The following is a 14,750-nucleotide window of genomic DNA, read 5'->3' as shown; positions in this document are numbered from 1 at the left end:
AGGCAGGTTAGCTGTAATGGCTGAAAAATATAATACTAGAGAAGAACGCCGAAAGCAGGGGCAGACTCAAAAAAAGGGACAGAAGAATGGTCCTAAAAAGCCAACCAATATGCTTAAGCGGATTTTCCTTATACTTGTTACAATCGGAATAATTGGCCTGGTTGCCGGAGGAGCAGCAATGGCTTACTTTATAAGCGACGCTCCAGAACTTGACGAAAAGCTTTTGAAAGATCCGGTCACATCCAAGATTCTCGATGAAAATGGTAAATTGCTTGCTGAAATCGGAAAGGAAAACCGGGATTATGTAAATTATGAAGACATACCCGATCTTGTCGAAGAAGCTTTCCTGGCAACGGAAGATTCCCGCTTTTATGAGCACCACGGGGTCGATTTCTTACGTCTGGGCAGTGCCGTAATAGCCAACTTCAAAAACGGATTCGGCTCAGAGGGTGCAAGTACATTGACCCAGCAGGTCATCAAGCGTTCTTATTTAACGCCTGATAAGACCATTAAAAGGAAAGTCCAGGAAATGTGGCTATCCATACAGCTTGAAAGAAAATATACAAAAGAAGAAATTTTCGAAATGTATGTGAATAAGATTTTCTTTGCAAACCGTGCCAACGGGATCTTAACTGCATCGCAAACTTATTATGGTAAAGATCTTAACGAATTGAAATTGAACGAAGCGGCCATGCTTGTAGGATTACCGCAAAGCCCGAGCAGGTATGACCCGTATAAATACCCTGAACGTGCGAAAGAACGCCGTGATATTGTCCTGCACTTAATGAATAAACATGGATATATCACTGAAACGGAAATGAAAAATGCACAAAGCATCGATATAACAGAAGGACTTCAAGAAATCGATAAGAGCCAAATCGATACCACCGCATACGATGCATTCATCGATTTGGTAATTGAGGAAGTCGGAGATATGGGTGACTATAACGTATTTACCGATGGTTTGGAAATCCAAACGACCATTGATAAAGATGCCCAAGAATATGTTTATAACATGTTGAACAGTGATGAAATCATCAATTATCCAAGTGAAGATCTCCAAGCCGGTGTCACATTACTCGATACAGAAACTGGTGAAATTAAAGCAGTGGGCGGCGGCAGGAACACGACGGTTAAACGCGGCTGGAATTATGCAACGGATGCCAAGCGATCACCTGGTTCTACCATTAAGCCGATTCTGGATTACGGTCCTGCCGTGGAATATTTAAATTGGTCCACCTACCACCAAATCAAGGATGAGGAATACACTTACAGTAATGGAACACCGCTTAAAAATGCTTCCGGACGACATTATGGCACTGTAACGACTCGCGAAGCACTGGCACGGTCATTAAATATTCCTGCCTTAAAAACGCTTCAAGCAGTCGGCTTGGACCGGGCACGTGATTTTGCCACTGATCTTGGCATTCCTTTCGACAAGGAAATTACCGAATCGGCAGCATTGGGGGGCGGTAAGGATGTCTCTACGCTTGAACTTGCCGGTGCATACAGTTCATTCGGAAACAATGGTATTTATAATGAACCGCATAGTGTGAAAAAGATTGTTTTACGTGATAAAACAACCATCAAAAACAAGACGGAATCAAAACCGGTCATGAAAGATTCGACAGCTTTCATCGTGACGGACATGTTGAAAAGCGTCATGAAAGAAGCTTATGGAACAGGAAGGTTAGCCAATATACCTAGCCTCCCGGTAGCCGGTAAGACCGGGTCAACCAATTTCACGCCTGAACAGCGTGCAAAGAACAACATCCCATCTTCCGGTGTAAAGGATAGCTGGATGGCAGGTTATACAACCAATTATACAGTCGCAGTTTGGGCTGGTTATGATAACGCATCTGGTGAGAAAATGGAATATCTGGGTGAATCATCTCAAAGAATCCCTAAATACATCTTTAAGAATTTAATGGAACATATGGCCCAATCAAAAGAAACGAAAGACTTTGATCAACCTGATAGTGTTGTCAAGGTCGGAGTCATCAAAGGTTCGAATCCAGCTGTTAAAGCCAATGAATATACACCAAGCAGTAAAATCACTTATGAATATTATGTTAAAGGTCACGAGCCTACACAAGTGACGACAGAATATGAAAAAATCGACTCTCCTGGCATTAACGCTTCTTACAACCAGGAAAGCAATGAAATCAATCTATCTTGGTCATATCCTAAAGGTAATGGGAATACCCAATTCGAGGTTAAGATGTCCGTTGACGGCGGAGGACAGAGCGTATTGAAAAAATCGAAGGATACTAGTTTAACGATCCCTAATCCAACACCTGGAAGTAAATATACTTTCTCAGTGGTAGCTCTAGTGGATAACCAACAAAGTGATCCTGCAAGTACATCTGTCAAAATACCTGCTGTAGCGGAAGTCCCTGAGGATACTGAGGACGTGGAAATTGAAGATCCGGCCGAAGGTGAGGATACGGAACAAGAAACCCCTCCTGAAGGCGAAGAAGATAAACAAGATGAAGACAAAAATAACAATGCCGAAAACGGCGAAAACGTTAATAACGACAATAATGGCAATAACGGCAATGATGGCAATGATGGCAATGGCAACAATGATAATAATGGTAATGGCAATGGCAACAACACGGATGACGGAAATGGCAATAAGGGTGATGAGGACGTCGAAGGCGGGGATGATACCACTGACCCTGGTACGGTAGAAGAGGAAAAACCAGGCGAGACCCCTGATCCCGACCCTAACCCGGACCCAGATCCAAACAAAGATACGGAATAAATATATATAAAGATTGACTTAAAAAAACGTCTAAGCTTTTGGCTTAGACGTTTTTTTGGCTGTTCTTATTTTTGATCATGAACTTCACATATTGTTTTTCAAATTCCCGGAACAACTCACTAAGCTGTCTATAAGAATGAAAAAAAGCGGGTCTTGCAAGGATGAAGGAAAGCCTTTCATCCATGTTCACCGGAATATTGTTACAGGATTGTATGTGGAAGCGGAAATCATTCAATACCACTGGCTTCCCATGCATCCAGAAGACTGCGGTTAAAAATAAACCGATCCCCTGCTTCATGAGTCCCAAAGTCTGTCCCGCTTTTCGCTCAGAAAATAGCAAACTGCATTCCGAATCAATTCCCTTCCATCTCTCCAGCAGTTCCTTTACATGCATTGCCCCCTTTGTCCAAGGAGCATACGCCTCTACATTATTATAATAAAGTAACTCATACGGGAAAGCCTCGAATGGAATCGTTTCACTCCAACCTGCATATCGTTCTTTTTCCAAGATGGTTTCCTTTTCAGGAAAAAACAAATGATGGTCCAATTCTTCAGGGACTTTTAATGATATGGACTGTGTCAATTGGCTTCTTTCCTTTTCATTCTTTTTTTTCCTTCACGGCATAATTCGAGAAGCGGGCAGGTTTCACATCTTGGTGACTGTGCCTTGCAATGATAGCGTCCAAAGAATATCAGGCGGTGATGCGTAACGGACCATTCATCCTTTGGTATCTTAGCCATCAACGTTTTCTCAACATCGAGGACACTATCCTTCCAACGGCATATACCCAAGCGCTTGGAAACACGCTCTACATGGGTATCCACAGCGATCGCTGGCACATCAAAAGCAACAGAAACGACCACATTCGCCGTCTTTCTGCCAACGCCAGGCAATTTAACAAGCTCATCACGCTCTCTCGGAACTTCCTTACCGTATTCTTCGATCAGCATGCGCGACAGCTTTTGTATATTCTTAGCCTTGTTACGAAACAAACCGATTGAGCGAATGTCATTTTCCAACTCTTCTATCGGAACGCTTATGTAATCCTCAGGCGTTTTATATTTCTGAAATAAATCCTTCGTCACTTTATTGACTAATACATCCGTACACTGAGCTGACAGGGCAACAGCAACCACCAATTCAAATGGATTGGAGTGATTCAGCTCACAATGGGCATCCGGAAACATTTCACCCATCGTATCCAGACAATATCGAATTTGTGCTTTATTCAACATATTGGTTCTCCTTCAATTAACATTACTGCTCGAGCCAATTATAGAAAGGCACATCTTTCAATGGTTGTGCAGTTTCCATCTTTCGGTCCCTCTTTTGATGAACTCTAAATTTTTGTCCTTGCTCCCTTGCCTGTTCCAAGGTTTTAATTCCATTCTTTTTCCACTCGAATAAAATTCGATCAATATATCGGAAATTCAATTTTCCGGAAATGACAGACTCCCTCAGAGCTGACTTAATGATTTCAGGTTGATGGTCATCCTCCATCCACATTGCCAATGTCTCACATTCAAATGGAGATAAAGGGCGGCCGAACTCCTGTTCAAAAATCGTATAAAGGCTCTCCCCCGCTTTTTGGATTTCAGCAGACTCTGACTGTTTCAAAGTTTTCAAGAAACAGTCCATCATTTTTTCATAAAGTGGAGACAACGAATATTTTTCCTGGCCGATTTCTTGGCTCCCCTCAACCACCATTTCCACAAATCCCCTTTGGACCAAGCGCTGGATCAAGAATAGACATTCCGTTTCCTGCAATGTCATTCGGTCAGAAAGTTGGGATGGTGCAGGGAAATGGTTACCTTTATCGATGAAGCTTTGCAATTGTAATAATAGGACCATTTCTTGTTCATTCAGTCCCATTGTACTATAGTTAGTCAACAAAAAGGATGGAATCGTTATCGTTCCTTCCTTAAACCACGCATATAAATGTTCTTTATTCATGTTTTTGGACACCTCTGATTCAGTATAACATGAATACGGCTCTCCGAATAAGTTTATAATTTTAACAAAAAACGGTTATCTGCCAAAAATGGCAAGATAACCGCTTCATTACGGAATCAAGGATATAATCGATTTAATAGACGTGGGAACGGGATGGTTTCACGGACATGCTCGACTCCACTGATCCATGCTACGGTGCGTTCTAATCCCAAACCGAAGCCTGAATGCGGTACAGATCCATATTTTCTTAATTCCATATACCACTTGTAAGCATCTTCGCTCAAGCCATGCTCATTGATTCTCTGTTCAAGCAATTCCTGATCATGAATCCGCTCTGAACCGCCAATTATTTCTCCATATCCTTCCGGAGCGATCAAATCGGCACAAAGAACGACTTCTTCCCTGTCAGGATCTGGCTGCATATAAAAAGGTTTGATTTTGGTCGGGTAATGAGTTATGAAAACGGGCTTATCATAACTTTCCGCTATCGCAGTTTCATGCGGAGCTCCAAAATCATCACCCCATTGAATATCATCAAATCCTTGTTCATGAAGGAACTTAATGGCTTCATCATATGTAATACGCGGGAAAGGAGCTTGGATTTGTTCAAGCTTCGCTGTATCACGGCCAAGTGTATTCAACTCAAGCTGACAGTTTTTCAATACGGATTGAATGATGGAAGAAACGAATTTCTCCTGGACCTCCAGGTTTTCTTTAAATTCGATAAAAGCCATTTCTGGTTCAATCATCCAGAACTCGATTAAGTGTCTTCTTGTTTTCGATTTTTCTGCCCTGAAGGTCGGACCAAAGGAAAATACCTTCCCAAGTGCCATGGCAGCCGCTTCCATATAGAGCTGACCACTTTGTGAAAGGTAAGCATCCTCATCAAAGTATTTAGTCGCGAACAATTCACTCGTTCCCTCTGGTGCGCTTCCAGTTAAAATTGGGGGATCCACTTTAACGAAACCTTCTTCATTAAAGAATTCATATGTAGCACGGATTATTTCATTCCGGATTTTCATGACTGCATGCTGCCGTTTTGAACGCAGCCACAAATGGCGGTTATCCATTAAAAATTCAGGACCATGCGCTTTAGGTGTAATTGGATAATCCAATGATTCATGAATGATTTCAATATCTTTCACCTGTAACTCAAAACCGAACGGTGAGCGTTCATCCTTTTGAATGACACCTGTTACATACAAGGATGACTCTTGCGAAACCGATTTCGCACGAGCGAAAATCTCTTCACCCACTTCAGCTTTCACGACCACCCCTTGAATAAAACCGGAGCCATCACGTATTTGAAGGAAAGCAATTTTCCCACTGGACCGTTTGCTGGCAAGCCAGCCTCCAATGGTTACTTCTTGATCGACGAATTTGCTAGCATCTTTTATTGTAATTTTCACGGAATTTACCTCCAAAAATAACTTAACTTACTAATGAATTTACTCTACTTATTATACCCATAGCCCTGCTTACAAGCAAATAAATCAATTGAAGCGGAGGTTCCATGCCTTTTATATCATTCTTATTATGTTTTTGTTGTATATTCACCAAATTGCATGGTAGATTACTATTCACTAACGTCCATGCTCTTATTACAGCAAAATCATCTCGGTATATGTTATCGATCGACATTTCCATTTCCTTACAAATGATTGAATCCAATCAACGAATGGTAATCAATTTCGCCTTTAACAGGGTTTCAAATGATGCATATAATTGAAAAGCACTTTTAGGGTTTCTTATTTGGCAGGAAAGCAGCTCTTCAAGTCTTTTGATCCGATAGCGTAAACCACTCATTGAAATGTTCAATTCTTTCATACTGCATTCAAGATTTCCACCGCATTGGAGAAATACATAAAGCGTTTTCAATAATTCATTCATTTTGGGGTCATCTTCCATCAATAAAGGACCCAGCATTTTCTCAGCTTTTTTCAGTACCGCCGGATTACTCCCAGTATGCATTAAAATGGATAAAAGATCGACTTCTTCAAATTTGATAATATCCCGAGTTCCTTCATTCATATTCAAAGCGGTTAAAGCTTCTTGAAAAACCTCGTGAGCCCGTTCCAATTCATCACTTATTGTACCAAGTCCCATTTTAAAGTTATATCCGCTGAAAACAGTATATAAATGATCGATGCATTCCTTAGTTCGGAATTGGAATTCATTCCCTGGACTCAACGGTATAAGCAATACGATATTGCCATCCCTTAATGCTGTTAAGACGACTTGATTCCGCTTTTTAAAGAAACTATAAATCTCTTCGATGATTTTCTGCTGAATGAAATAGTCATTCTCTGTCCCCCGATCGGAGGAAAAACGGTAGCCCAGCACCGCAATTGTGAAAAGATGATCCAATGAAGCGTCTAAATACAGGCTTTTTTTGATAATTTCTTCTTTAGAAGTAAACTCCCCATTTAATATTTGTTCAAGAAATAAGCCTTTTACCCTTTCAAGCGCTTCAAAACTGCTTTTCTCATTTAAGAGGAATAAGGAACCAGTCATGGACACCCTCTCAAGGATCATTCGATTGATTTCCAGGTTCGTTTTACCTGCAACTCGATCAGGTTGCACGAAGGCACAATAGCCGTATGTTTTATTTTGTAATGTAATGGGAGTATAAAGCAGCTCCATCCCATCTTTCACGATTCTTCCGGTCTCCAAAATGACAGGACCATTTTCCCTCATTAGTTTAAGCTGATTCCTGACATCCTCTGCCTTCAATTTGTGAAACCCAGCATGATAAACCTGATCGTTATTGAAATTCTCCATCAACAAAGGTATTTTTGTTTTCTGATAAACCATCCTCACTATCGATTGAAGGCTTCTTCCGTTAATCAACTCTTCTGTCAGCAAATTATGAATATCCATCACTGTTGACAAACTATTGCGTTCCTCCAGCAGCTTTTCATATGTTACGGCAAGCTCTTGAACAATCGGTTTGGTTTTATAATATTTCAACTCATCCTGAATCTCCATGCCCCATAAATGTATCGATTTACCTTCGTATCTGCACTCTGAATGCCCTGCTCCCTTACAGGCGCTTTCCTTAAAAATTACTTCATGACCGCAGACCGTTGAATAAAATCCACTTGCATAACCCGTCAATGTATAACAGACTGGCTTTTCCGCGATTCCAGTCTGGGTGATATGTTCCTCTGCCTCATAGGAATTCACCCAAACCCCTTCCACCTTTACATAGTGTACATCGGCTCGACCATCCATCGATAATTCCAGTTTCGTCGTATTGACTTTTGTATAACCTTGCAGCATATGTAATATGGGGCCTTGTCTCAATATCTCCTTTACCGTTGTCAAATTCCCTTTTAGTGCCTTTTTAGCATCATTGACTCCGATATTCCAGCCATAACGTATTAAAAAAGACTTCATTCTTTCAAATCCAATATTCTCGATCAGGTTCTTTCTTAAGGTACCGAAAATTGAAGAGGAGGTCAGGATCATCCTCTCATCATTTAAATGAATTTCACCTTCATCATTCTTAAGATTCAAAAGATTCGTCATGATTCCCCCGGCTTTCCTTTTACATAATATTATACTTTTTCCACACCTTACCTATCAAGATAAATGTAAACGCATTCATATCATGCAGTGGCGGAAAAACCGGTGGGGTCGATACATACCATTCTTTTCACGTGTTCTTAAACAGTTTAATTCATTCGGAGCTGAATCAAATCATTAATGCCTTCATCTTCATTTATCCACTTATCATTTGTCCAGCCATTAAGGTCATAATCGTCCATTGCCAAGTCCACAAAAGCTTTGAATTTATCCGATTGTCCATCAGAATCAGCCATTTTCATGGTTTCAAGCCTAATATTTTCATGGTTACCCGCATAATTGATTTCATATAACTCATTCCTGCCACCAAATTCCGTTCCGATGGAATCCCAGATAAGTTTCATCAGTTTTACCCTTTCCACTGCCGAAACCCCACCTGAACCCTTATAATAATTATCGAGATACGGACGGACCTCAGGGTTTAAAAAATCCTTGGAGCTTGATGGGAGTTGAATGAGATTACCTGCTACAACCTGTTCAAATATCTGTTTCACCTTTGGCCAAACCAAAGGTGCGAACACTCTATAAGCAGTTGCATATGTGCTATTGGGCAGAACAGTGCCATTCGGCCCTTCCATCGGGTCTGTAGCCATCGCTGTCGAGATTGCCCAAAACATATTCCTGTAAGCAAGCACTTCCCCGATATTGGCCTGCACTCCCCTAAATTGATTCGTTCCTGCCATTTCCGTAGCCTTCATCAGAAGCCCAGCCATAAAGTCCAATTTCACCGCATAGCGTGTGCAGCCATGAAATGTATATCGATTCATCCACCCAGTCTTGGATCTAAATCCATTTGCAATTTCCACATTATTATAGGCGAATACATTCTCCCACGGCACGAATACATGATCAAGGACGATGACTGCGTCATTTTCGTCGAACCGGCTAGAAAGCGGGTAATCGAAAGGAGTGCCTGTCTTGGCAGCCGTTTCTTCAAAAGACTGTCTGCTGATCATTTTTAATCCTGGCGCATTCATCGGCACAAAGAAAATCAAGGCATGGCTTCTATCACCTTCCCCAAGATCGACAGGAGAATAATTCGCGACGAAATTATAATTCGTAAGTGCTGCAGAGGTTCCGACCATTTTGGCTCCGCTTACAATTATTCCATCATCCCGCTCTTCCACCGTACGTACAAATACCTCTTTATTTTCATGTAGCGGTTTATTCCTGTCCATTGCCGGATTTATAATTGTATGGTTACAGAAGGGAACGTCCCTTGTGGTTTTTTCATACCATCTTTTCGCATTATCCTCAAACCCCTTAATAAAAATCGCTATACGGTCCCAATGATCCTGTAAATGCAGCTTTGTAATCAGGGGTACGACCCATGAAACCATAGCTTAACTTAGACCATTGTGCTATGGCATCCCTTGCTTCAAGCAGCTCTGTTGCGTTCTTTGAGGCCTTGAAGAACTTATGGGTAGTATGACCTTCATCTGTCTTAGCCGTTAAAATCCGTGCAGTATCCGGATCATGTAGAGCATCATATAGCTGGGCAATTGACCTGGCAGAATTGCGATATGCTGGGTGCGTCGTCACATCATCTACCTTATTACCGTTCAAGAATACCGTTCGTCCATCTCGTAAACTTTCTAAATACTCTTTGCCATTCATCATCGGAACATCCCCCATTCACATCATTCAATTTGAATTCCTAGCTTCATACTAACTAAATGTTCAAGGCATTTTTCTGTTAAAATTCATCTTTTTTCTAACATTTTCTGTCTAATTATACTGAATAATCTAAATATGTTGAACTTAAACAAAAAATCATATACGATATCATATATGATTAATTTTAAATTCAAGGGGTGGGTGTCCATGGCAAAAGCAAGAGTGAAACTTCAAAAGTCAGATTATTCAGAAGAAATGGAAATACTGTCGAACCGCTATATATTAATGAACGGTGATAAGTATGAGATATCACAAATCAAGTTGGATAACCCTATTTCAGGAATGGTATATGGAGCATTATTAAACTATAAAGGATCATTGGAAGCATTGAAGGGTAAGATCAACCATCCTCCTTATAATGAACCTCCTAAAGGGCCGATACTTTATATTAAACCCAGAAACACGTTTTCTTTTTTTTCAAATCCAGTTCCCCTTCCAACCGGCGTACCTGAATTGGAAATCGGGGCCGCACTTGGAATAGTAATCAGTAAAACGGCCACAAGAGTCAAGAAAGAAAAAGCATCGGATTATATAGAAGGTTTTACGATCGCCAATGATATTAGCATTCCACATGAAAGCGTTTTCCGTCCTGCTATCCGCCATAAAGCCCGTGATGGATTTTGCCCCATTGGTCCATGGGTCGTATCCAAGGATTCCATCTCCAACCCCGATTCTTTAGGAATTCGTGTATATATTAATGGAGAGCTACGACAAGAAAATTCAACTTCAAATCTAATTCGCTCCATATCCCGCCTTATTGAAGATGTAACGGACTTCATGACTTTGAGTACGGGTGACGTCCTTCTAGTTGGAGTTCCTGAGAATGCACCGCTGGCCAAAGCAGATGATCATGTCAGGATAGAAATAGACGAAATCGGTTATTTGGAAAATAAGATCATTTCCGAGGAAAAATTATCACTGGAGGGGATTTTATGAAGAGAGCACGTGTAGCCTATGCAGGTGCTGTACATCCAGCAAGTGAATATTATGGCCAGCTGCAATTGGCGGATGGCAGGCTTGTCAAAGAGCAGGACGTTGTCTGGCTTCCCCCGGTGGAACCACGAACTGTCTTCGCGCTTGGCTTGAATTATGCAGACCATGCGAAGGAACTTGCTTTTAAAGCCCCGGAAGAACCCCTTGCGTTCTTAAAAGGTCCCAATACATTCATCGGCCACCGGGGACAGACAAGACGGCCTGCTGATGCAGCTTATATGCATTATGAATGTGAACTGGCAGTCGTCATAGGTAAAAAGGCGAAGAACATAAAAAAGGAAGAAGCCTTTAAGTATGTAAGTGGATATACGATTGCAAATGATTATGCAATACGGGATTACCTGGAGAATTACTACCGACCTAACTTAAAGGTCAAAAATCGCGATACCTGCACCCCCATTGGTCCTTGGCTCGTCGATGCCGAAGATATTCCAGATCCTTCGAATCTTGCTATCAAAACTTACGTCAACGGAAAATTGACTCAGCAAGGCAACACGAAAGACATGATTTTCAGCATTGCAGATTTAATTGAATATTTCAGCAGCTTCATGACATTGAGTCCAGGCGATATCATATTGACAGGTACACCTGAAGGCTTGGCGGATACTGCTGTAGGCGATGAAATCATCACTGAAATTGAAGGCATCGGAAAACTCGTTAGCACAATAGTAGGTGACGATATATTTACAGAAGGCGAAGATCGGCCGCATCTAAAAATCCACAAATAAAGGAAGGGACTAATCATATGCCTCATATTATTATTGAATATACGGATAATATCAAAGATGAAATCCAGATTGACGGCTTATTAAAGAAGGTGAATGATGTACTGATATCCTATCCTTCCATCTTTCCAATTGGCGGCATTCGATCCCGGGCCATCGAATTGAAGCATTATCGTGTTGCCGATGGTACAGAGGATGATGCCTTTGTTCATGCCATACTAAAAATTGGAGCTGGACGCGAGAACAGTGATAAAACCAAAGTATGTGACCATCTATTCGAAACGATGGAGTCCCATTTGGCATCCCTCTTTTCAAAAAGATTTCTTGCCCTCTCCATGGAACTTACGGAATTCAGTGATTTTGGCACATATAAAAAGAATAATATCCATGATCGATATAATAAATGAACAAGATTTCATATTTAAAGGCCTTCCACATCATCGGGAAGGCCTTTAAATTAAAATCTTTTGCCACTGCTACCTGGCTCAGTTGATTTCTGCAAGGTTTTCAGTACGGTTCAAGAACTCTTTGACACGGTCCACATATTCCTGTTTATCATATCCGTTATATAAAGCGCTTGCCATACGGACCGGATCCCCAAAAAAGAATCTTTCGTACAGCGTTTGCCTGGATCCAAATGAACTCATGCATACATCCCATGCGAGACGATACAATTTAACCCTGTCATACGCTCCACCATTCGCGGCTTGAAGATATTTATCCAAATCCGGTCGAAGCTCCGAATTGAAATCAGCTTCATTTGGTATCGCCATTAAGCCACTAGCTCCAAGAAGCTGCATTATTTCACTGAATCTAGGGTAGATCTTCGGATAATAATTCCGGGCTATGTTTAACGGTGTGAAATCGGGAGTCATCATTCCCCACTTATCCACTTTTGCGTTTGCCTCCGAAGCTGTAATGAAAGCCTTTACCGTTTCAAGCGCTATGATGACTTCCGAGATTTTCTCCTGAACATGCTGGTATTGCCCGATATTGATGGTTTCCACCATAAGCTGCAAAATCCCCAGAATGAACTCGGTTTTGGCGATATTCTTCGATACCACCTGATGGGTCATATGAACAACTGCATTGCTTTCATTATAGGCCTGGTTGCAAATGCTGACATCCCCATATGCAAATACCCGATTCCAAGGTACGACTACATCATCAAAAACGATAATCGTATCCATCTCCTCAAATCTTGAACCAAGGGGATGGTCAAAATGTGATTTGCCATAGTCGAATGATTCACGACAGATGAATTTCAACCCTGGTGTATTATTTGGTATGGAGAATGCGAATGCATAAGGGTTTTCTTCTTCTGATTGTTTTAGCAATGTTGAAGGGAAAACCATGATTTCATCCGTGATTCCTCCTTGTGTAGCTAATAATCTGGCACCCTTTATAATAAGTCCTTCTGAATTCTTGCCTGCAATCCGTGCAGCGATGTAAGGATCCGGAAGCTTTGCGGCACTAACTCCCCTATTAACCTGGGGTTGAATCAGGGTATGTGTCAACGATAAATCCTTTTCCCGGCAGAGCTCATAATAATCTTTCATATTTTTGGCAAACGCCGAATCCTGAGTGCCGAACATATCAGCTGCAGTACCGTACGCCATCATCCCACTGTTGATATAGTCAGGGGAACGTCCCATCATTCCATTATTATGTCTTGCCCATTCTTGAATCATTTTCCTCCTTTTTTCAAGGTCTTCCTTAGTCCGCGGCTGCATGAATGAGGTCCCTACTCTTTCGTTTGAGGTTGGTGAAATATAAGTCATGATGTCATTTTTTGCGGAATCATGCTGCAAATCATATAATTCGGCCTGTGTTTTCATGACCCCTTTAAAAGCTGGGTGTTGACTGATCTTATCTTTTACTTGCTCCCCGTTGATCCATACATTCGCCTTTGCTTGGTCCACCCTATCGATATATTCTTTACCTGTTTTAGCCGGCATGCTTACATCCCCCTTAGCATCAATGTAATGAAGCGCTTACAATTTAATAAATTCTAAATATTGAATTAATTCCTATAACAAAATATACCATATGTTATGATATATATATAATACTTAATAAATTCAATATGTATATGTTAATCATATGTATGAGGTGTATATAATGGACATCCGGCAGTTAAAATATTTTGTGACGATCGTACAGGAAGAACAAGTAACCAAAGCCGCAAAAAAATTACATATGGCGCAACCGCCTCTTAGCCAGCAACTTAAATTAATGGAAATGGAAATCGGTGAAAAACTTTTCGATCGGAATGGAAAGAAACTTGAACTCACTGAAACTGGCAAGGTCCTTTATAAAAAAGCTGAAGCTCTATTAAACCAGTTTGAAGAATCACTACTGGAAGTGAAGGAAGTCAGTAAAGGGGTAAAGGGCACTCTTTCCATAGGGTCAGTAAAAACTTGCTTTTCTTACATTCCGCAAAGGATAAGGACCTTTAGAGTTAAATACCCTGACATACGTTTCAAGTTAATGGAAGGTGATACGTTCCGTTTGACAGAAGGCTTAATAAACAGGGAAATCGAGTTGGCCATTGTACGGCTTCCTATTAACGGTAAGGAATTCTCATCGATTAACCTTCCGCCGGAAGATTTTGTGCTTGTCACCCCAAAAGATTGGGATATCCCAGACTCCATCGAATTCAAACAAATTAAAGAATATCCCCTCTTATTGCTGCATAGGGTAAGCGGTCAAGGTACTTACGAACTTATAGTGGATGAATGCTTCAGACATGGATTCGAACCTACGATTGTATGTGAATGTCCTGATGCTGCAATGATCTTATCTTTAGTGAAGGAAGGAATAGGCGCTACCATCATGCCACGTACCACATCCAAATCGTTTTCAACCCAGGGGATAAAAATAGTCGAATTGATAGATTGTGAAGTACAATCGGAAGCCGCTCTTATTTGGCTCGAAGAACGCTACCTTTCCAAAGGCGCCGTCAAATTCCTGGAAACATTTTCTGAATGAATGGCCAGTTATCCTTGAATATTAGTGCATCAGTACTTCTTTTAATTTTATTTGG

13 protein-coding genes are annotated in these 14,750 nt (G+C 41.1%); 5 read left to right on the top strand and 8 right to left on the bottom strand.

The features are described 5' to 3' along the window. Positions 1-16 precede the first annotated feature (16 nt). Entirely contained in the window at positions 17-2,767 is a 2,751-nt protein-coding gene (locus tag ACIQ0C_RS03320) for a PBP1A family penicillin-binding protein (protein WP_403056808.1), read from the top strand. A 43-nt stretch (positions 2,768-2,810) separates the two neighbouring features. Here ACIQ0C_RS03320 and ACIQ0C_RS03315 read toward each other — a convergent pair whose 3' ends face one another. From ACIQ0C_RS03315 to ACIQ0C_RS03285, 7 genes are all read right to left on the bottom strand, one after another. Then, entirely contained in the window at positions 2,811-3,350 is a 540-nt protein-coding gene (locus tag ACIQ0C_RS03315; protein ID WP_403056805.1) for a YpoC family protein, read from the bottom strand. Further along, complete coding sequence (gene nth, locus ACIQ0C_RS03310; RefSeq protein ID WP_403056802.1) at positions 3,347-4,003, bottom strand: endonuclease III; 657 nt, start codon at positions 4,001-4,003, stop codon at positions 3,347-3,349. Before nth ends, ACIQ0C_RS03315 begins: the two co-directional genes overlap by 4 nt. A gap of 22 nt (positions 4,004-4,025) precedes the next feature. After that, positions 4,026-4,721, bottom strand: coding sequence for a DnaD domain-containing protein (locus ACIQ0C_RS03305; protein WP_402840060.1), 696 nt, complete (start codon positions 4,719-4,721; stop codon positions 4,026-4,028). 116 nt (positions 4,722-4,837) lie between these two features. Continuing rightward, the gene (gene asnS / locus ACIQ0C_RS03300; protein WP_403056799.1) at positions 4,838-6,130 is read right to left on the bottom strand and encodes an asparagine--tRNA ligase; all 1,293 of its coding nucleotides are present in this window, start codon (positions 6,128-6,130) and stop codon (positions 4,838-4,840) included. A gap of 262 nt (positions 6,131-6,392) precedes the next feature. Further along, positions 6,393-8,252 (bottom strand): XylR N-terminal domain-containing protein, encoded by a 1,860-nt coding sequence (locus ACIQ0C_RS03295; protein WP_403056796.1) that lies wholly within the window; start codon positions 8,250-8,252, stop codon positions 6,393-6,395. Positions 8,253-8,398: 146 nt separating this feature from the next. Beyond that, complete coding sequence (locus ACIQ0C_RS03290; protein WP_403056793.1) at positions 8,399-9,649, bottom strand: 4-hydroxyphenylacetate 3-hydroxylase family protein; 1,251 nt, start codon at positions 9,647-9,649, stop codon at positions 8,399-8,401. Beyond that, the gene (locus tag ACIQ0C_RS03285) at positions 9,573-9,929 is read right to left on the bottom strand and encodes a 4-hydroxyphenylacetate 3-hydroxylase N-terminal domain-containing protein (protein ID WP_403056790.1); all 357 of its coding nucleotides are present in this window, start codon (positions 9,927-9,929) and stop codon (positions 9,573-9,575) included. The genes ACIQ0C_RS03290 and ACIQ0C_RS03285 overlap by 77 nt, the downstream gene beginning before the upstream one ends. A gap of 204 nt (positions 9,930-10,133) precedes the next feature. On the opposite strand from ACIQ0C_RS03285, the gene ACIQ0C_RS03280 reads away from it, so the two are divergent. The 3 genes from ACIQ0C_RS03280 to ACIQ0C_RS03270 are packed head-to-tail and all read left to right on the top strand — an operon-like array spanning position 10,134 to position 12,111. Then, positions 10,134-10,922, top strand: coding sequence for a fumarylacetoacetate hydrolase family protein (locus tag ACIQ0C_RS03280; protein WP_403056787.1), 789 nt, complete (start codon positions 10,134-10,136; stop codon positions 10,920-10,922). Further along, complete coding sequence (locus ACIQ0C_RS03275; protein WP_402840047.1) at positions 10,919-11,707, top strand: fumarylacetoacetate hydrolase family protein; 789 nt, start codon at positions 10,919-10,921, stop codon at positions 11,705-11,707. The genes ACIQ0C_RS03280 and ACIQ0C_RS03275 overlap by 4 nt, the downstream gene beginning before the upstream one ends. 17 nt (positions 11,708-11,724) lie before the next feature. After that, positions 11,725-12,111, top strand: a complete 387-nt coding sequence (locus ACIQ0C_RS03270) for a 5-carboxymethyl-2-hydroxymuconate Delta-isomerase (RefSeq protein ID WP_403056784.1) — start codon at positions 11,725-11,727, stop codon at positions 12,109-12,111. Between the two features lie 78 nt (positions 12,112-12,189). On the opposite strand, the gene hpaB is transcribed toward ACIQ0C_RS03270, so the two are convergent. Further along, positions 12,190-13,662, bottom strand: a complete 1,473-nt coding sequence (hpaB, locus tag ACIQ0C_RS03265) for a 4-hydroxyphenylacetate 3-monooxygenase, oxygenase component (protein ID WP_403056781.1) — start codon at positions 13,660-13,662, stop codon at positions 12,190-12,192. 163 nt (positions 13,663-13,825) lie between these two features. On the opposite strand from hpaB, the gene ACIQ0C_RS03260 reads away from it, so the two are divergent. Then, the gene (locus ACIQ0C_RS03260) at positions 13,826-14,695 is read left to right on the top strand and encodes a LysR family transcriptional regulator (RefSeq protein ID WP_403056778.1); all 870 of its coding nucleotides are present in this window, start codon (positions 13,826-13,828) and stop codon (positions 14,693-14,695) included. Positions 14,696-14,750: the final 55 nt, after the last annotated feature.

Source organism: Peribacillus sp. NPDC096448, assembly GCF_044762675.1.
Taxonomy (GTDB): Bacteria; Bacillota; Bacilli; order Bacillales; family DSM-1321; genus Peribacillus; species Peribacillus frigoritolerans_B.
Note: the sequence above shows the minus strand (reverse complement) of the source record. Positions and strands in the feature narration are given on the sequence as shown.